11 protein-coding genes are annotated in these 19,015 nt (G+C 59.7%); all 11 read left to right on the top strand.

Annotation, left to right across the window (positions count from 1 at the left end):
• The coding region (locus tag ACYSMN_RS23840) for a T9SS type A sorting domain-containing protein (protein ID WP_488926434.1) at positions 1-425 on the top strand (425 nt) is incomplete at its 5' end.
• Positions 426-541: 116 nt separating this feature from the next.
• Entirely contained in the window at positions 542-2,788 is a 2,247-nt protein-coding gene (locus ACYSMN_RS23835; RefSeq protein ID WP_488926433.1) for an RICIN domain-containing protein, read from the top strand.
• 114 nt (positions 2,789-2,902) lie between these two features.
• On the top strand, positions 2,903-5,161 hold the full coding sequence (locus tag ACYSMN_RS23830) for an RICIN domain-containing protein (protein WP_488926432.1): 2,259 nt from the start codon (positions 2,903-2,905) through the stop codon (positions 5,159-5,161).
• 293 nt (positions 5,162-5,454) lie between these two features.
• Positions 5,455-7,803, top strand: a complete 2,349-nt coding sequence (locus ACYSMN_RS23825; protein WP_488926431.1) for a GH92 family glycosyl hydrolase — start codon at positions 5,455-5,457, stop codon at positions 7,801-7,803.
• A 21-nt stretch (positions 7,804-7,824) separates the two neighbouring features.
• Positions 7,825-10,170, top strand: coding sequence for a GH92 family glycosyl hydrolase (locus ACYSMN_RS23820; RefSeq protein WP_488926430.1), 2,346 nt, complete (start codon positions 7,825-7,827; stop codon positions 10,168-10,170).
• Entirely contained in the window at positions 10,167-12,107 is a 1,941-nt protein-coding gene (locus tag ACYSMN_RS23815; protein ID WP_488926429.1) for a sialate O-acetylesterase, read from the top strand. The genes ACYSMN_RS23820 and ACYSMN_RS23815 overlap by 4 nt, the downstream gene beginning before the upstream one ends.
• Positions 12,108-12,138: 31 nt before the next feature.
• Complete coding sequence (locus tag ACYSMN_RS23810) at positions 12,139-13,626, top strand: glycoside hydrolase family 30 protein (protein ID WP_488926428.1); 1,488 nt, start codon at positions 12,139-12,141, stop codon at positions 13,624-13,626.
• 174 nt (positions 13,627-13,800) lie between these two features.
• On the top strand, positions 13,801-15,243 hold the full coding sequence (locus ACYSMN_RS23805; RefSeq protein WP_488926427.1) for a glycoside hydrolase family 27 protein: 1,443 nt from the start codon (positions 13,801-13,803) through the stop codon (positions 15,241-15,243).
• Between the two features lie 60 nt (positions 15,244-15,303).
• A complete protein-coding gene (locus tag ACYSMN_RS23800) occupies positions 15,304-16,983 on the top strand; it encodes a GMC oxidoreductase (protein ID WP_488926426.1) in 1,680 nt (559 codons plus the stop codon).
• An 11-nt stretch (positions 16,984-16,994) separates the two neighbouring features.
• Positions 16,995-17,594 carry a gluconate 2-dehydrogenase subunit 3 family protein gene (locus tag ACYSMN_RS23795; RefSeq protein ID WP_488926425.1) on the top strand — a complete coding sequence of 200 codons (600 nt, stop codon included), beginning with the start codon at positions 16,995-16,997 and terminating at the stop codon, positions 17,592-17,594.
• 108 nt (positions 17,595-17,702) lie between these two features.
• A complete protein-coding gene (locus ACYSMN_RS23790) occupies positions 17,703-18,959 on the top strand; it encodes a nucleoside permease (RefSeq protein ID WP_488926424.1) in 1,257 nt (418 codons plus the stop codon).
• Positions 18,960-19,015 lie beyond the last annotated feature (56 nt).

Below are 19,015 nucleotides of genomic sequence, written 5' to 3'. Positions count from 1 at the left end.
AAGTGCGGTGGGGCGACCAGGCATTCGACTACACCTTGCCCGCCGGGGCCGTGGCCACCTTTCAGTGGAGCGGCACGCAGAACGGCAGCACCCGCACCGACGACATTGCCGCGCGCAACACCTCAGGCAGCACGGCCTTAGCCAACTCGGCGGCCAGCCAGGCCGAGGAGCTGCGCCTGCAAGTGTACCCGACAACGGTAGACAGCGAAATCCGCCTCGAATACACCGCCGAAAAGGCGCAGGCCCTGGGCTTGCAACTGGTAGATATGACGGGTCGCACGGTGGTGCCCAAAGCAGAAGCGAGCGTGAAGAAAGGGCTCAACCAACTGACGGTGCCGGTAGGCACGGTGCGCCAGGGCGTGTACCTGCTGCGCGTGACCACACCCGCCGGCCTGCTTACGCGCCGCATCATTGTGGCACGATAGGCTAGGCAAGCCAAGAGAGGGCAGGAGGCCAGCAACGGCTTCCTATCCTCTTCACTAGTCTGTTTCGCTCTGGTCTTGGAGCACCTTGTTCTTTTCCCAGCCAAATCCCCACTGCTATGAGAAACTATTCCCGTCCGCTACTCGCCTTATTGGCTGGTAGTCTCACCCTGTGCGGGCTGAGCGCCTTCCGGCCCGCGCCGGTTCCGCTGAGTACCCAAGGCACGCAAGCCAACGAAGTGGTGAGCGTCTGGCTCACGTACGGCAACCAGAGCAAGCTGCTGGAGCAGCAAAGCAACATCAGCTTCGGGGCCGACAGCGGCAGCAACCCCACGACCATCACGGTCGACGAAAACACGACGTACCAAAGTATGGACGGCTTTGGGGCGGCCATGACCGGCTCGTCAGCCTACCTGATGAACCAGAAGATGAACGCCAGTCAGCGCGACGCGCTGCTCTCGGACCTGTTTGGCTCAGGCGGGCTCAACTTCAGCTTCGTGCGCCACAGCATCGGGGCCTCGGATTTCTCGCTCTACGACTACACTTACAACGATGTGCCACAGGGCCAGACCGACTTCAGCCTGAATAACTTCTCCATCGCGCCGGACCAGGCCGATGTGATTCCAATGTTGAAGGCGGCGCGGGCGAAGAACAGCAGCTTGCGCATTATGGGTACGCCCTGGAGCGCGCCGGCCTGGATGAAGAACAGCTACACCCTCAAAGGCAGCTCGTTGGCTGACGATAAGTACGGCGTGTACGCTAACTATTTCGTCAAGTACATTCAGGCTTTTGCCAACGAGGGATTGCCCATTTATGCCGTTACGCTGCAGAACGAGCCCTTTGCCACCTCGGACTACTACCCAACCATGCAGATGTTTGCTTATCAGCAGAGCAACTTCCTGCGCTACCACATCGGGCCGGCCTTCGCCAACGCGGGCATCAACACCAAGCTTGTCGTTTATGATAATGCCTGGGATTCGCCGGGCTACGTCAACGAAGCCTTTGCTGATTCTGAAGCCCGGCGGTACGCAGCTGGCTCGGCCTTCCACTGCTACTCGGGCACGCCCGATCAGCAAAACGGAGTGCACAACGACTTTCCCGACAAAGGCATCTGGATGACTGAGTGCTCCGGCACCGTTGGTTCCGACTTCGGCGGGGATTTGAAGTGGACGCTTTCCAACCTGATCATCGGCTCGACTAGGGCCTGGGCTAAGGGCGTGCTGATGTGGAACCTGGCCCTGGACCAGAACAACGGCCCCACCAACAACGGCTGCATTAGCTGCCGCGGCGTCGTGACCATCGACAACAACACGGGCAACGTGACGCGCAACGTAGAATACTACGCCTTCGGGCACGCCAGCAAATTCGTGAAGAATGATGCCGTGCGCATCGCGTCCAACTCCTACAGCGGCGGCATTGAGAATGTGGCTTTCAAAAACCCCGATGGTTCAAAAGTGCTGGTAGCACTCAATAACGGCTCCTCGCAAAACACCTTTAAAGTGAAGTGGGGCGACCAAGCGTTCAGCTACACTTTGCCCGCGGGCGCGGTGGCCACCTTCAAGTGGAGCGGTACGCAGAATGGGGGCGGCAGCACGGGTGGCGGTAGCAATGGCATCGTGGCGGGCAACGTCTACAAAATATCGAGCGTGTACTCCGGCAAGGTGCTGGATGTGGATGGGCCTACCTACGACAACGGCACGCGGGTGCAGCAGTACGACTACGATGGCAGCGCCGGCCAGAAATGGCGGGTGAAGGATGCCGGCAACGGCGAGGTGCAGTTTGAGAATCTCTACTCGGGCAAGGTGCTCGACATCGCCGGGCCTTCCTTCAGCGATGGTGCCAAAGCGCAGCAGTACGACAACTTTTATTCTGCCAACCAGAAGTTCCGCATTGTGAGCCTGGGCAACAGCCAGTACAAGATCGAGAGCGTGTACTCGGGCAAGGTGCTCGACGTGGACGGTCCTTCCTACAACAACGGCGCGCAGGTGCAGCAGTACACCGACTACACCAGCCAAGGCGCCAACAACCAACGCTGGACCTTCACCGACCTCGGCACCTCCGGCCGCACGGCCCTAGCCACGAGCCCTTCGGCGGCTAGCAAGGCCGAGGAGTTGCGCCTGCAAGTGTACCCGACGACGGTGGATTCGGAAATCCGGCTCGAATACACGGCCGAGAAGGCGCAGGCTGTAGGCTTACAACTGGTAGACATGACCGGCCGCACAGCCGTGCCCAAAGCGGAGGCTTCGGTGAAAGCGGGGCTCAACCGGCTCACGCTGCCCGTGGGTAGTGCGCGTCAGGGCGTGTACCTGCTGCGCGTGACCACATCCGCTGGCTTACTCACCCGCCGCATCATTGTGGCCCGCTAAGTAGATGTAGAAGCAGTAGGAGGTAGGTAACTGCCTTCTACTGCTTCACTTACTTGATTTCTTACTCCGTTTTCGGAGCCTTCTGTTCCTTTCCACCAAACCCCACCAACCACTATGAAAAACTACTCTCGTCCGCTGCTGGGCCTGTTGGCCGGCAGCCTCACGCTCTGCGGGCTCAGCGCCTTCCGGCCCGCCTCGGCGCCGGCCGGTACACTCGGCACGCAGGCCAACGAAACGGTGAGCGTTTGGCTCACGTACGGCGACCGGAGCAAGCTGCTCGAACAGCAAGGCAACGTGAGCTTCGGGGCCGACAGCGGCACCAACCCGACCACCATTGCAGTAGAGGAGAACACGACCTACCAGAGCATGGACGGTTTCGGCGCTTCCATGACGGGCTCGTCGGCCTACCTCATCAACCAGCGGATGAACGCCAGCCAGCGCGACGCCTTGCTCTCGGACCTTTTCGGCAGCGGCGGTGTGCACTTTAGCATTGTACGGCACACGATGGGCGCTTCGGATTTCTCGCTCCAAAACCACACCTACAACGACATTCCGCAGGGCCAGACCGATACTAACCTCAACAACTTCTCCATCAACTACGACAAGACCGACCTGATTCCGGTGTTGAAGGCCGCCCGCGCCAAAAACTCGGACCTCAAGATCATGGGTTCTCCCTGGACGGCCCCGCTGTGGATGAAGGAAAACTACGTGTGGAACGGGAGCTGGCTGAACACGGCCTACTACCAGACCTACGCCAACTACTTCGTGCGGTACGTGCAGGCCTACGCGGCGGAGGGCCTGCCAATTTATGCCGTTACGCTCCAGAATGAGCCTTTGTTTTCGGCCCCGTACGCCTCCATGCGCATGGACCCCGGCAACCAGGCCAGCTTCCTGAAAAACAACATCGGACCGGCTTTCCGCAATGCAGGCATCAATACCAAGCTCATTGTGTACGACCACAACTGGGACCGGCCCGACTACCCCAATGATGTGTATGCCGACGCCGCGGCCAAGCAGTACGCCGCCGGCTCCGCTTTCCACTGCTACGGCGGCTCGGTGGGCAACCAAAGCACCACCCGCGACGCCCACCCCGACAAGGACATTTGGTTTACGGAGTGCTCCGGCACTACCGGCTCCGACTTCGGTGGGGACTTGAAGTGGACGCTCTCAAACTTGATTATTGGCTCGGTGCGCAACTGGGCCAAGAGCGTGATGATGTGGAACCTGGCCCTCGACCAAAACAACGGCCCCACCAACGGCGGCTGTAGCACCTGCCGCGGCATCGTCACCATCGACAACAACAATGGCAACGTGACCCGCAACGTGGAATACTACGCCTTTGGCCACGCCAGTAAGTTTGTGAACTCGGGCGCCGTGCGCATTGCGTCCAACTCCTACAGCGGCGGCATCGAGAATGTGGCTTTCAAGAACCCTGATGGTTCCAAGGTACTGGTTGCCGTCAACAACAGCTCCTCGCAAAATACCTTCAAAGTACGCTGGGGCAACCAGGCTTTCAATTACACGCTGCCCGCGGGTGCCGTGGTTACTTTTAAGTGGAGTGGCACGCAAAACGGGGCCACACCCACCGGCAATACGGGCGGCGGCAGCACGAACGGCCTGGTAGCAGGGCACAAGTACCGCATCACAAGCGTATACTCGGGCAAAGTGCTGGACGTAGATGGCCCCAGCACGGCCGATGGCGCCAAGGTGCAGCAGTACGACGATTACACCAGCCAGGGCGCTAACAACCAGATGTGGCGCCTGGATGACGCTGGCAACGGCCAATACCAACTCGTGAGCATGTACTCGCAAAAGGTGCTCGACATTGCCGGGCCAAGCTACGCCGACGGCGCCAAGGCGCAGCAGTTCACCAACTACTACGCCGACAATCAGAAGTTTCGCATTGTGAGCCTGGGCAACAGTCAGTACAAGATTGAGAGCGTGTACTCAGGCAAGGTGCTCGACGTAGATGGCCCGAGCACCGCCAACGGCGCGCAGGTGCAGCAGTACACCGACTACACCAGCCAAGGCGCTAACAACCAGCGCTGGACCTTCACCGACCTCGGGGCCGCCCGCTCGGCCGGCGTATTGACCACAGCCGCTAACCTGGCCGAGGAGCTGCGTCTGCAAGTCTACCCGACGACAGTGGATTCGGAAATCCGTCTCGAATACACGGCTGAGAAGGCGCAAGCGGTGGGCTTGCAACTGGTAGATATGACGGGGCGCACGGCCGTGCCCAAGGCGGAAGCCTCGATGAAAGCGGGACTCAACCAGCTCACGGTGCCCGTGGGCAGTGTGCGCCAAGGTGTCTACCTGCTGCGCGTAACCACATCCGCTGGCTTGCTCACCCGCCGCATCATCGTGGCCCGGTAGCAGGAGAGGTGTAAAGCACCGCCCGTGTACTCAGACCTATTGAGTTTGCGGAGTGGAAAAAGTTGTAATGAACTGTAGGGTTGATTCGTTTTTAATTAACGAACCCTACAGGTAGATAAGATTGCTCCTGGGTTTTTAGTTGAATCCTAGTGGCCGCTGGAATTCAACTAAAAACCCAGGAGCAATCTTAGTCACTGGCTGTCTTGGGTGGAGTGCAACGGCAGCTGTAGCGCCTCGTGGCGGCGGTTGTGCTCCACCCCAGATAGTTATCCCACTGTAATGTTACTTGTCCAATGACTCTTTCGCCTTTCCGTCTGTTCGGCCTGCTGCTGTTGGTGCTATGCTCTGGTTCAGCGGCCACAGCACAAACCCAGACCAAACCCGCCCCGGTCCGCCTCACTGATTACGTCAACCCCTTCATTGGCACGGGCGGGCATGGGCACACATTTCCGGGGGCGGCGCTGCCCTTTGGCATGGTACAACTCTCCCCCGACACCTACAACGAAGGCTGGGATTGGAGCTCGGGCTATCATCAGTCCGACCAGTCCATCATGGGCTTCTCGCACACCCACCTCAGCGGCACCGGCGTGGGCGACCTGCTCGATATTCTGGTGATGCCCACTACCGGCCCGCTTCAACTCGTGCCCGGCCCCCGCGACAACCCCGATGCCGGCTACCGCTCCCGCTTCTCGCACCAGCAGGAAAAGGCCGCGCCCGGCTTCTATTCGGTGTTTCTGCAAGACCCCAAAATCCAGGCCGAGCTGACCGTGACCCCGCGGGTGGGCTTCCATAAGTACGTGTTTCCGCAGTCCGACCAGGCCCATATCGTGCTCAACCTGGCCCACGCCATCAACTGGGGAACCGGTAAGGAAGCCACCGATTCGCTGGCCGTACTCAGCGTAAACATCGAAAACGATTCCACCATTAGCGGCATGCGTCAGTCTACGGGCTGGGCCAAGGAGCAGTACGTGTATTTCGTGGCGCGCTTCTCCAAGCCGTTCGCTTTGTCTGGTGTCGGCACCCACGGCAAGGCCCGGCCCGGCCAGCGCACCGCCAGCGGCAAAAGCGTGCAGGCTTACGTCGATTATAAGACCCGCGCTAGTGAGCCAATTCTGGTGAAAGTGGCCCTGTCGGCGGTGAGCGTGGCTGGCGCCAAACAGAACCTCCAAGCCGAGCTGCCGGGCTGGAACTTCGAGAAAACCAAAGCTCAGGCCCGGCAGGCCTGGGAAAAAGAACTGCAAAAAATGCAGGTCACGACGGCCAGCCGCAAGGACAAGGAGATTTTCTATACGGCTCTCTACCACACCCTGCTGGCGCCCTATCTGTACCAGGACGTGGACGGGCAGTACCGCGGCCTCGACAAGGCCGTGCATAAGGCGCAAGGCTTTACTAACTACACCGTGTTTTCGCTCTGGGACACGTTCCGGGCCGCGCACCCGCTCTACACCCTGGTGCAGGGCGAGCGGATAAACGACATGGTGCAGAGTATGCTGGCCCATTATGACCAGTTCAAGCTGCTGCCCGTGTGGCCGCTGGCCGGCAACGAAACCTACTGCATGATCGGTTACCACTCGGTGCCGGTCATTGTGGATGCTTACCAGAAAGGCTACCGCGGCTTCGACGCTCAAAAGGCCTTTGCGGCCATGCGTCACTCGGCCACCGTGCCCGACCGGGGCCTGGCCGGCTACCAGCAGTACGGCTTCATCCCGACCGAAGCGGAAGGCGAATCGGTATCGAAAACGATGGAGTATGCCTACGACGACTGGTGCATTGCGCAGATGGCCCAGGCCCTGGGCAAAAAAGAAGACCAGCAGCTCTTTGCCAAGCGCGCCACCAACTACCGCAACGTGTTTGACCCCAGCGTGGGCTTCGCGCGCGGCAAGTCGGCGGCCGGGCAGTGGGTGACGCCCTTCGACCCCAAAGCCGTGAACCCCCACGGCGCTAAACCCAGCGCCGGCGGCAGCGACTTCACCGAGGGCAATTCCTGGCAGTACACCTGGTTTGTGCCCCAGGACGTGCACGGCCTGGCCAAGCTGCTGGGTGGCCCCGATAAGTTCGTGCAAAAGCTCGACGCGCTCTTCGCCCAAAGCTCGGAAGTAGTCGGCGACGCGCCCCCGGACGTGAGCGGGCTGGTGGGCCAATATGCCCACGGCAACGAGCCCAGCCACCACGTCGCCTACCTCTATAGCTACGCCGGCCAACCCTGGAAAACGCAGGAAAAGGTGAGCGAAATCCGGGCCTCGATGTACAACAACACGCCCGACGGCCTGAGCGGCAACGAAGACTGCGGGCAAATGTCGGCCTGGTACATCTTCTCGGCGCTCGGCTTTTACCCGGTCAATCCCGCCGACGGCACCTACGTCTTCGGCACGCCGCTTTTCGATGAAGTTGCCGTGCAAGTAAGTGCCCCCGCGGGCCCAGCCAAGACGTTCCGCGTGCGGGCCAAAAACCGCTCGGCGGCCAACAAGTACATCCAGGCCATCACCCTCAATGGCAAAGCCTACGACAAAACCTACCTGCGCCACACCGACCTGGTGCGCGGCGGCACGCTGGAGTTTACGATGGGCGCGCAGCCCAACAAGCAGTTTGGCGCCGCGCCCGGCACCTGGCCGCCCTCGATGAGTGCAGCCGCCGGGCAGTAGTTTTTTTTTTCTCGTTCGATGATGCCCAAGCAACTAGTTTACCGCATCCTGTTGATGTTGTCCTCGCTTGCTGCCCAACACCCGGCAGCGGCGCAAGCAAAATTTAGCAAACCCAAACCCACCACTCGCCTCACCACCTACGTTAATCCCTTCATTGGTACGGGCGGACATGGGCACACCTTTCCGGGGCCCACGCGCCCCTTCGGCATGGTGCAGCTCTCGCCCGACACCGACGACACCGGCTGGGACCATTGCGGCGGCTACCACTATCCCGATTCCACCATCCTCGGCTTTTCGCACACTCACCTCAGCGGCACCGGCATCGCGGACTTTGCCGACATTCTGGTGATGCCCAACACTGGCCCGCTGCAGTTTGGGCCCGGCACCACTAAAGCGCCCGAAACCGGCTACCGCTCGCGCTTCTCGCACCGCACCGAAAAGGCCGCTCCCGGCTACTACTCGGTGTTTTTAGACGAGCCCAAGGTGCAGGTAGAACTCACGGCCACCGCCCGCGCCGGTTTGCACCGGTACACGTTTCAGGGCGGCAGCGCCGGCCACGTCATCCTCGACCTGAAGCACGGCATCGACCCCAAGCGCGACTGGGGCCTGCCCGAGCGGGTACTGGATTCGCAGCTCACCATCGAAAACGATTCCACCATCAGCGGCTACCGCCTGTCCACGGGTTGGGCGCGGATGCAGGCAGTGTACTTTGTCCTGAAACTATCCCGCCCGGTCGCCGAAACCGGCGTGTACTTTGATGGGCGCTACCAGAAGGGCCACCGCCAGCTGCGGGGCCAGGAGCTGCAGGCCGCGTTTCAGTTCACGGACCTGGGACCCGCCCGGCCACTGTTGCTGAAGGTAGGTTTGTCGTCGGTGAGTGTGGAAGGCGCGCGCCAAAACCTGCAAGCCGAGCTGCCGGGCTGGAATTTCGAGCAGGTACGCGAGCAGGCCCGCCAGGAATGGGAAATACACCTGGCTAAAATCAAAGTAGACGGCACGCCGGAGCAGAAAACCATCTTCTACACGTCGCTCTATCACACGGGCGTCGCGCCCAACCTCATCAGCGACCAAAACGGCGACTACCGCGGAGCCGATTACAACGTGCACCGCAGCGCCCAGCCCACGTATTCCACACTTTCGCTCTGGGATACGTACCGGGCTGCCAACCCGCTCTACACCCTCACCGAGCCCGAGCGGGTACCGGAATTTTTGAGCACCTTCCTCAACCACCACGACCAAACCGGCTACCTGCCCATCTGGGCCATTTGGGGCAATGAGGCCCACACCATGATTGGTAACCATGCCGTGCCCATTGTGGTGGATGCCTGGCGCAAGGGCCTGCTGCCCGCCGACCAGACCGAGCGCGCCTACGCCGCCATTCGCCAGACGCTACGCCGCGACCATTTCAACTCGCCCTGGCAGATTTATGACCGCGCCGGCTACATGCCCGCCGAAACCGAGGTGAACAGCGTGTCGAAAACCCTGGAAATGAGCTACGACGACTGGTGCGCTGCCCAGATGGCCCAAGCCCTGGGCAAAACCGACGACTACCAGTTCTTCCTCAAACGCAGCCAGAACTACCGCCAGCACTACGACCCCGCCACCGGCTTTATGCGCGGCAAAACCGCGGCCGGCCAGTGGACCACGCCCTTCTCGCCCTACCAAGCCGATTACCAGTCCGACTACACCGAGGGCACCGCCTGGCAGTGGCTCTGGTACGTGCCCCACGACGTGCCCGGCCTCATGGGCCTCATCGGCGGCCAGCCTCGTTTCGTGCAGCGCCTCGATTCGCTCTTCGACTTGAAAAAGGCCACCACGGGCTCCGTGCAGGACATGTCGGGCCTGATGGGGCAGTATGCCCACGGCAACGAGCCTAGCCACCACATTGCCTACCTCTACACTTACGCCGGCCAACCCTGGCGCACGCAGGAGCGCCTCCGCGACATTCTCAAAAGCCAATACCACAACGCCCCCGATGGCCTGAGCGGCAACGAGGACTGCGGGCAGATGTCGGCTTGGTACATCTTCTCCGCCATGGGCCTGTACCCCGTCAACCCCGCCGATGGGCGCTATGTGTTCGGTTCGCCGCTGCTGCGCGAGGCGGTGCTGAACGTGGCAGGCGGCAAACAGTTTCGCGTTATTGCCCGCAAAGCATCAGCGCAGAATAAGTACATTCAGGCTGTAAGGCTTAACGGCAAATCCTACGCGAAAACCTACGTGACGCACGCCGATGTGGCCGCGGGCGGCGAGTTGATATTCGACATGGGGCCGAAGCCCAACAAGCAATTCGGCACTCGCGCCGCCGCTTCGCCTGCAGTAGCTGGGCCGGCTACAGCGCCCAATCCACCCACTACCACCGCTCGATGAAGTACCACCGTTTTCTTGCTGCTCTGTTTTTTACGCCAATAGCCGCCGCACCGGCCCAGGCGGCCGTGCGCCTGCCCAAGCTCGCCACCGACCACATGGTGCTCCAACGCGATACGCCGCTGCCGCTTTGGGGCTGGGCCGACGCGGGCGAAAAAGTAAGTGTCACTTTTCGAAACAAAACCTACGCCGCCACGCCCGGCGCGGGCGGCAAATGGACCGTGACGCTGCCCGCCCAGGCGGCTGGCGGGCCGTTTGAACTGGTTGTGAAGGGTAGTAACACCATCACGCTGCAAGATGTATTGGTGGGTGATGTCTGGCTGGCTTCCGGCCAGTCGAACATGGAGTGGCTTCTGCGCGAAGCCCAGAACGGCCCAGCCGAAGCCGCCGCTGCCAATTTTCCGCAAATCCGGCTGCTGAGCGTACCCAACACCACTGCCTACGCGCCTCAGCCCGATGTTACGGGCTCCGGCTGGCAGGTCTGCACGCCCACTACCGCCGCTGATTTCTCGGCCGTGGCTTACTTTTTTGGTCGGGAGTTGCACCGCCGCTATAAAATTCCCGTGGGCCTTATTGCCTCCGAATGGGGTGGCACGCCCGCCGAGTCCTGGACCAGCTCTGCCAGCCTCAAGGCTTTCCCGGAGTTTGCGGGCCAGCTGGAAAAGGCTGAGCAGTCTAATTTCGATGCCCGCTACGCTGCCTGGCTCAAAACGCCCGCGGCCGTGGTGCAGGGCCACCGCGCCGGCCAGCAAGCCTGGTTCGACCCCGCCTACAACGCCAGCGCCTGGGCCACCATGCCGCTGCCCAAGCTCTGGGAAGAAACCGCAGAACTGCGCGACTACGATGGCATAGCGTGGTTTCGCAAGGAATTTACGCTCAGCGCGGAGCAAGCCCGCCAAGCCCTCACCATCCACTTGCCCGCCGTCGACGACAACGATTCTACGTGGGTGAACGGTACGCTGGTGGGCCAGACAACCGGCTATAACGTGCCGCGCCACTATCCGGTGCCAGCTGCCGCACTTCGGCCCGGCCGCAACGTAGTGGCGGTGCGCGTAGTGGATACTGGCGGCGGGGGCGGCATCTGGGGCCAGCCCGAGGAGTTGCGGGCAGAAGTAGGTGGGCAAGCCCTGCCGTTGGCCGGCGCCTGGCAGTACCGTCCGGCCGTCGACATCGCCAACATGCCGCGCAACCCCTTCCCCGGTGGCGCGCACACGGTTCCTTCCACGCTCTACAATGCCATGATTGCGCCGCTCGTGCCCTACGCGCTGAAAGGCGTGATCTGGTACCAAGGTGAAACCAACGTGGGCCGTGCCGCGCAGTATGGCCGTTTGTTTCCGGCCCTCATCACCGATTGGCGCGCGCAGTGGAAGCAACCCAAGCTGCCGTTTCTGTTTGTGCAGCTGGCCAGTTATCAGAAAGATGAGCCCCAACCCGCCAATTACCCCTGGGCCGATTTGCGCGAAGCCCAGGCCAAGGCGCTGGCCCTGCCCAGTACCGGCATGGCCGTCACCATCGACATCGGCGACCCACTCGACATTCATCCGCGCAACAAGCTGGACGTGGGCAAGCGCCTCGCCCTGCAAGCCCGCCGCGTAGCCTACGCCGACAACGCCGTGGTGGCTTCCGGGCCCGCGTTCAGCAAGATGACCATTGAGGGTAATCAGGTGCGGCTTGCGTTTCAGAACGTGGGCGGCGGGTTGGTGCTGAAAGACCCCGGCGGTCCCCTGCTGAAAAGCTTTGCCATTGCCGGCGCCAACCAAAAGTTCGTGTGGGCGCAGGGTAAACTCGAAGGCAACACGCTGGTGCTGAGCAGCCCGGATGTACCCAAGCCGGTAGCCGTGCGCTACGCCTGGAGCAACAGCCCCTTCGCCAATCTTTTCAACAAAGACGGCCTGCCCGCCGCGCCCTTCCGCACCGACTCCTGGCCCGTCACGCCCTAATTCTTCCTTTGTTCACCCTTCCAGTTCTTATATGCTCTCCAAACGCTTCCTAGTGGCCAGCTTGCTGGCTGCCGCCGTAACTGGCTGCGAAACCAAGAAAACCGCGGAAAACCAGGCCGCCACCGCCGAAAGCGGGCAAACCGACAAAGAGGCTCAGCTTCCGGCGCCCAACCCCACGCAGGCCGACGTCTACCTCACGGCCAAAGGCACCACCAACCGCCTCACCAAGCAAGCCCCGGTTTCCTTCACGGCCGTCGATGAACCGGCCGAGCAATCGGTTACCATTTTCGTCGATTACCGCCGGCCGTTCCAAACCATTGTAGGGGTGGGAGGGGCCTTCACCGATGCCACCGCGGAGACGTTCTACAAGTTGCCCAAAGACAAGCAGCAGGAGCTGCTCACGGCCTATTTCGACCCGCAGAAGGGCATCGGCTACTCGCTGGGCCGCACCCACATTCATAGCTGCGACTTTTCCAGCGAGAGCTATACTTACGTGCAGGACGGCGACACCACGCTCAACAGCTTCTCGCTGGCCCACGACCAGAAGTACCGAATTCCGTTTATCAAAGCGGCCCTACAGACCGCCGGCAACAAGATCACCATGTACGCTTCGCCGTGGAGCCCGCCGGCCTGGATGAAGACCAACAACAACATGCTGCAAGGCGGCCAGCTCAAGCCCGAATACCGCCGCACCTGGGCCCGTTATTTCTCGCGTTTCGTGAATGAGTACGAGAAGGCCGGCATCCCGATGTGGGGCCTCACGGTGCAGAACGAGCCCCTGGCCAAGCAAACCTGGGAGTCGTGCATCTTCAGCGCCGAAGACGAGAAAAACTTCGTGCGCGACCACCTGGGCCCGGAGCTGAAACGCGCCAACCTCGACCGGCTCAAACTCATGATCTGGGACCACAACCGCGGGCCCATGCACGTGCGCGCCCAAGCCGCCTACAACGACCCCGAAGCCGCCAAATACATCTGGGGCATGGCTTTCCACTGGTACGTCGGCAACCACTTCGAAAACGTGCAGCGCGTCCGCGAGTCTTTCCCCGACAAGCACTTGCTCTTCTCCGAAGGCTGCAACTACCCGTTTGAGTACGCGAAAATCAACGACTGGAACTGGGGCGAAATCTACGGTGAGTCCTTGGTGAACGACTTCAACAACGGCGCCGAAGGCTGGACCGATTGGAACATGATTCTCAACGAGCAGGGCGGCCCCAACCACGTCAACAACTTCTGCTACGCCCCGGTCATTGCCAACACGCGCACCGGCCAGGTCACGTACATGAATTCGTTCTACTATCTGGGCCACTTTTCCAAGTTCGTGCGCCCCGGTGCCCGCCGCCTGGCCACCTCCTCCTACAGCGACGACCTGCTGGCCACCGCCTTCCGCAACCCCGACGGCAAAATCGCGGTGATAGCCTTCAACAAAACCGACAAGGCCCAGGACTTCCAGGTGAACATTGCCGGCAAGCTCGCCAAAACCACGTCCCCGGCTCACTCCATCATCACGATGGTGTTTTAGCGACCCGTTTGGGCTACGCGTGTTGTCAGGTTGTCATTCCGAGTAGCGCGAGGAATCTGAGTAAACGGGGCCGGATAGGCACTCAGATTCCTCGCGCTACTCGGAATGACACACGTTTTCGGACGGCCTTATCCGTGCATTCGTCTGTTTTTCTAGTTGCTTACTCTCCACGCTATGCTGTATCCTCGATTTTGGCAATGCGTTAGCTTGCTACTTTCCCTGCTGAGCGCCGTGGTGTGTGGGTGCCAGGAGCAGGCAAAACGCCCAGTCGCCGAGGCAATTCAGGCGCAGAGCACGCCGGCCGTGGCTGCCCGAGCGCCCAAACCGCCGATGGGCTGGAATAGCTGGATAGCGTTTGGTGTGGACGTAACCGAGCAGGAAGTTCGCAGCAATGCTGAATACCTGAGCAAAAACCTCAAAAAGCACGGCTACGAGTACGTGGTAGTGGATATCAATTGGTTTTCGCCCACCGAGAATATCAAGACTTTCACTCGCCGCAAACCCGACCTGACCATTGATGCCTACGGCCGGCTGCAACCCGCCGAAAACCGGTTTCCTTCTGCCAAAGGCGGGCAAGGCTTCAAGCCGCTGGCCGACTACCTGCACCAGAACGGCTTGAAGTTCGGCATCCACATTATGCGGGGCATCAACTGGAAGGCCGTCGACCAGAACACGCCCATCTTGGGCACCACCTACCACGCCCGCGACATCGTGAATTACCCCGACACCTGCGAGTGGTACGGCGGGTTGTACGGCGTGAACATGAGCAAGCCCGGCGGCCAGGAATACTACAACTCGCTAGCCAAGCTCTACGCTAGCTGGGGCGTCGACTTTATCAAGGCCGATGACATGAGCTACCCCTACCACGCCGACGAAATTGCGGGCCTGAGCAAGGCTATTGCCAATTCCGGCCGGCCCATCGTGCTCAGTCTCTCACCCGGCCCGGCACTGGTCGGCAACGTCAAGCACCTGCGGGAGCACGCCAACATGTGGCGCATTTCGGCCGATTTTTGGGACGACTGGAAGTCTTTGCGCAAGCAATTTGACCTGTGTCGCAACTGGGCTCCCCACGTAACGGCCGGCGGCTGGCCCGATGCCGATTTGGTAGCGCTAGGGCGCTTCGGCATGCGCTCCGGCTCTCCCGATCAAATCGAGAAAGCCAAAACCAAGGCGGGCGGCGAAGTAATGGGCCGCTACACATATTTCACGCCCAACGAGCAGTACACCATGATGACGCTCTGGAGTATTTTTCGCTCGCCACTTATGCTCGGCGGCAATTTGCCGGACAACGATTCGCTGGCTATCAAGCTGACTACCAACGACGAAGCGCTGGCCGTCAACCAGCATAGCGCCAACAACCGGGAGCTATTCCGCCGCAATGGCACCATTGTGTGGGCCGCCGATGTGCCAAATTCCAAGGATAAGTACGTAGCTTTTTTTAATTTACAGGACAAGGCCACGGCCACGGTCCGCGTAAGCTGGACCGAACTGGGCGTGAGCGGCCAACCGGCCGTCCGCGACTTATGGCAGCAAAAGGAGCTAGGCAGCTTTTCGGCCGAGTTTTCGGCCGCCATTCCGCCCCACGGCGCCGGCTTGTACCGGGTGCGTACGCCCTAACCGGAACGCGGCCCTCGCGTAGCTTATCTGTTCCTCTCTCTTCTCTCCCACCCGCAGTTCATGGAAAAGAATACGTACGACGCCATTGTTATCGGTTCAGGTATCTCTGGCGGCTTGGCAGCCAAAGAGCTGACCGAGAAAGGATTGAAAACAATTATGCTGGAGCGAGGCCGCAACATAGAACACGTCAAGGACTATGTGAATGCCAACAAAGCGCCCTGGGAACTGCCGCACCGCGGGGGCAAAACCCAGCAGATGATAGCCGACTACCCAGTGCTCAAGCGAGATTATACCCTGAACGAGAGCAACTTGTCGTACTGGGTAAACGAAAAGGAAAGTCCCTACGTCGAGGTGAGACCATTCGATTGGTTTCGGGGCTACCATGTGGGGGGCCGCTCCCTCATGTGGGGCCGGCAGTCCTACCGCCTGAGCGACTACGATTTCGAAGCCAACGCCAAAGACGGTATTGCCGTCGACTGGCCCATTCGCTACGCCGAGCTGGCTCCCTGGTACACCCACGTAGAGAAATTTGCCGGCATCAGCGGTTCCAAAGAAGGGCTGCCACACCTGCCCGACGGGGCCTTTATGCCGCCCATGAACATGAACTGCGTGGAGCAGGACGTGGCGGCCCGCATCAAGAAACAGTATGACAGCAAGCGGCACATGATTATCGGCCGCACGGCCAATATTACGGTGGCCCACAACAACCGCGTGAGCTGCCAGTATCGCAACAAATGCTGGCTTGGCTGTCCGTTCGGAGCGTATTTCAGCACGCAGTCGGCGTCGTTGCCGGCGGCCGTAGCCACCGGCAACCTCACGTTGCGCCCGTTTTCCATCGTCACCAAAATCCTGTACGACAAGGACACCAAGAGAGCAACGGGCGTGGAAGTGCTGGACGCCGAAACCAACCAGACATACGAGTACTTCGCCAAAATCATTTTCCTCAATGCCTCGGCGCTCAACTCGGCTTGGGTGCTGATGAATTCGGCTACCGAGGTGTGGCCCGATGGCTTGGGCAGCAGCAGTGGCGAGTTAGGGCACAACCTTATGGACCACCATTTCCGGGTGGGCGCCCACGGCGACGCGGAAGGGTACGAGGACAAGTACGTGTACGGGCAGCGGGCCAACGGCATTTATGTGCCGCGTTACCGCAACCTGTTCGGCGACAAGCGCGACTACCTCCGTGGCTTTGGCTACCAGGGCGCCGCCGGCCGCGAGGGCTGGAGCCGCGAAGTAGCCGAAATGAGCATTGGGGCCGAATTCAAGGAAGCCCTGACCGAGCCCGGCAAGTGGACGATGGGGCTAGGCGGCTTCGGTGAGACGCTGCCCAACCACCAGAACCGCGCCTACCTCGACAAAACCAAGAAAGACAAGTGGGGCCTGCCCGTGCTGGCCCTGGACGCAGCCATCGGCGAAAACGAGCAGAAAATGCGCATCGACATGATGCAGGACGCGCAGGAAATGCTGGAAAAGGCCGGCCTCAAAAACGTGAAAACCTACAACAACGGCTACGCCATGGGCGGCGGCATTCACGAAATGGGAACGGCGCGCATGGGTAAGGACCCCAAAACCTCGGTCCTGAACAAATACAATCAAGTGTGGGACGCGCCCAACGTGTACGTCACGGATGGAGCCTGCATGACTTCCTCGGCGTGCCAGAATCCGTCCCTGACCTACATGGCCCTGACTGCCCGCGCCGTGGACCACGCCGTAAGCGAACTGAAGAAACAAAACATCTAAGCGCACCTCCCATGAATCGTAGAGACGCTATTGCGCGGGTTGCCTTGCTTATGGGCGGCACCGTATTAGGAGCCGAGTATTTTTTGAGTGGTTGCAGTTCTCCTGCCGAAAAGGAAAAGTCCGCTGCAAACAAGAGCAAGAAGAACGAGGAGTTTCTGAGTCAGAAGCAAATTGATTTGCTCGATGAGGTGGGCGAAACCATTCTGCCCACCACCCAAACGCCCGGCGCCAAAGCGGCCAAAGTAGGCAGCTTTATGGCCGTTATGGTGCGGGACTGCTACACGCCCGCCGACCAAAAAGTATTTAAAGCCGGCTTGGTGCAGCTCAACGAAGACTGCAAAAAAGAGCACGGCAAGGCTTTTCTCGACTGCACGCCCGAGCAACGAACCGCCTTCCTGACCAAGCGGGACACAGAGCAGAAAGACTTCACGCAGAACCGCCGCAAAGACGACCCTAGCCGGTATTTCCGCATGATGAAAGAATTGACCCTGCTGGGATATTTTACCTCGGAAATAGGTAGCACAAAAGCCCTGCGTTACGCCCCAGTCCCGGGCCGCTACGATGGTTGCGTGCCGTACAAAAAAGGCGACAAAGCGTGGGCTACAGTATAGCCAAAAATAGCCCGCAGTACTTGCCAAGCAGTAGATAAGGACTGGCCCACTAATGAATTAGGCCGGTGCCATTTTGTATGTACCCACTCAAATTAAATCGAGAATCTCATGACTTCAACCATCCGTATTAAGTTGTCCATCATGATGTTTCTGGAGTTCTTTATTTGGGGCGCCTGGTTCGTTACGTTGGGGACTTATCTGTTGAAAAATCTCAATACCACGGGCTCGCAAGTTGGAACTGCGTTTTTAACCCAATCCATCGGCGCTATTGTTGCGCCCTTTATTATCGGCTTAATTGCGGACCGCTATTTTTCAGCGCAGAAAATATTAGGGATTCTGCATTTGGTGGGAGCCGTGTTGCTGTGGCTGGCCTCTACTGCCGCCGATTTTAGCAGCTTTTATCCCAACATCTTGGTGTATATGATTTTGTATATGCCAACGTTGGCTCTAGTTAATTCCATTTCCTTCCGGCAAATGAAAAACCCGCAGAAGGAATTTGCGCTTATTCGCGTATTAGGCACGCTGGGCTGGATTGTGGCCGGCATCACCATAGGGTGGCTGAACTGGGAGCAGAGCGGAAATTTGGGCCTCACCTTCAAAATGGCCGCCGGCGCTTCCGCCTTGCTAGGCGTTTTCAGCTTCACGCTGCCCGCCACCCCACCGATAAAAAAAGCCGGCAAGAGCACCGTGGGAGAAATGCTGGGCCTGGAGGCAATTGGGCTGCTGAAGAATAGGTCTTATCTAATATTTTTTCTAGCCTCGGTGGCTATTTGTGTTCCACTATCTTTTTACTACGGTTTTACCAATCCTTTCTTAAATGAAACCGGCATGAAATCGGCCGCGGGCATTCAAAGCTTGGGGCAGGTGTCGGAGGTGTTATTTATGCTGCTCATACCGGTGTTTTTTGTGCGGCTCGGCGTAAAAAAGATGTTGGCTATTGGCATGTTTGCCTGGGTGCTGCGCTATATTTTCTTCGCTTACGGCAACGCCGACACCACGTACTGGATGCTTATTGCGGGCATTGTGCTGCACGGCATTTGCTACGATTTCTTTTTCGTGACCGGCCAGATTTACACCGATAATTTAGCGGGTGAACAATTTAAAAGCGCCGCGCAAGGATTTATTACGCTGGCCACGTACGGCGTCGGCATGCTCATTGGCTCCCTCATTTCGGGTGAAATCGTAGACCGATATAAAAACGCCGGCGATACGCACAATTGGCAAATGATTTGGCTGATTCCGGCGGGCATTGCGGCGGCCGTTCTGCTCGTATTTATTCTTCTTTTCAAGGATAAAAACGCGGCCGTGGCATCTGAGCCGGAAGAAATGCTGTACCAGGAAACCAAGGCCCGGCTGGAAGTATAGCCCACAGTTTTACACTGCATTCGCCACTTCAGATTCGTCGCTTCTACTAAGCTGCG

The sequence above is a fragment of the Hymenobacter sp. M1-2 genome (assembly GCF_057808495.1).
This window is presented reverse-complemented; position numbering and strand designations above follow the sequence as displayed.

Excerpts from the sequence above, each read along its gene's own strand:
- ACYSMN_RS23835 (WP_488926433.1), top strand. The coding sequence starts at position 542 with ATGAGAAACTATTCCCGTCCGCTACTCGCCTTATTGGCTGGTAGTCTC.
- ACYSMN_RS23830 (WP_488926432.1), top strand. The coding sequence starts at position 2,903 with ATGAAAAACTACTCTCGTCCGCTGCTGGGCCTGTTGGCCGGCAGCCTC.
- ACYSMN_RS23825 (WP_488926431.1), top strand. The coding sequence starts at position 5,455 with ATGACTCTTTCGCCTTTCCGTCTGTTCGGCCTGCTGCTGTTGGTGCTA.
- ACYSMN_RS23820 (WP_488926430.1), top strand. The coding sequence starts at position 7,825 with ATGCCCAAGCAACTAGTTTACCGCATCCTGTTGATGTTGTCCTCGCTT.
- ACYSMN_RS23815 (WP_488926429.1), top strand. The coding sequence starts at position 10,167 with ATGAAGTACCACCGTTTTCTTGCTGCTCTGTTTTTTACGCCAATAGCC.
- ACYSMN_RS23810 (WP_488926428.1), top strand. The coding sequence starts at position 12,139 with ATGCTCTCCAAACGCTTCCTAGTGGCCAGCTTGCTGGCTGCCGCCGTA.
- ACYSMN_RS23805 (WP_488926427.1), top strand. The coding sequence starts at position 13,801 with ATGCTGTATCCTCGATTTTGGCAATGCGTTAGCTTGCTACTTTCCCTG.
- ACYSMN_RS23800 (WP_488926426.1), top strand. The coding sequence starts at position 15,304 with ATGGAAAAGAATACGTACGACGCCATTGTTATCGGTTCAGGTATCTCT.
- ACYSMN_RS23795 (WP_488926425.1), top strand. The coding sequence starts at position 16,995 with ATGAATCGTAGAGACGCTATTGCGCGGGTTGCCTTGCTTATGGGCGGC.
- ACYSMN_RS23790 (WP_488926424.1), top strand. The coding sequence starts at position 17,703 with ATGACTTCAACCATCCGTATTAAGTTGTCCATCATGATGTTTCTGGAG.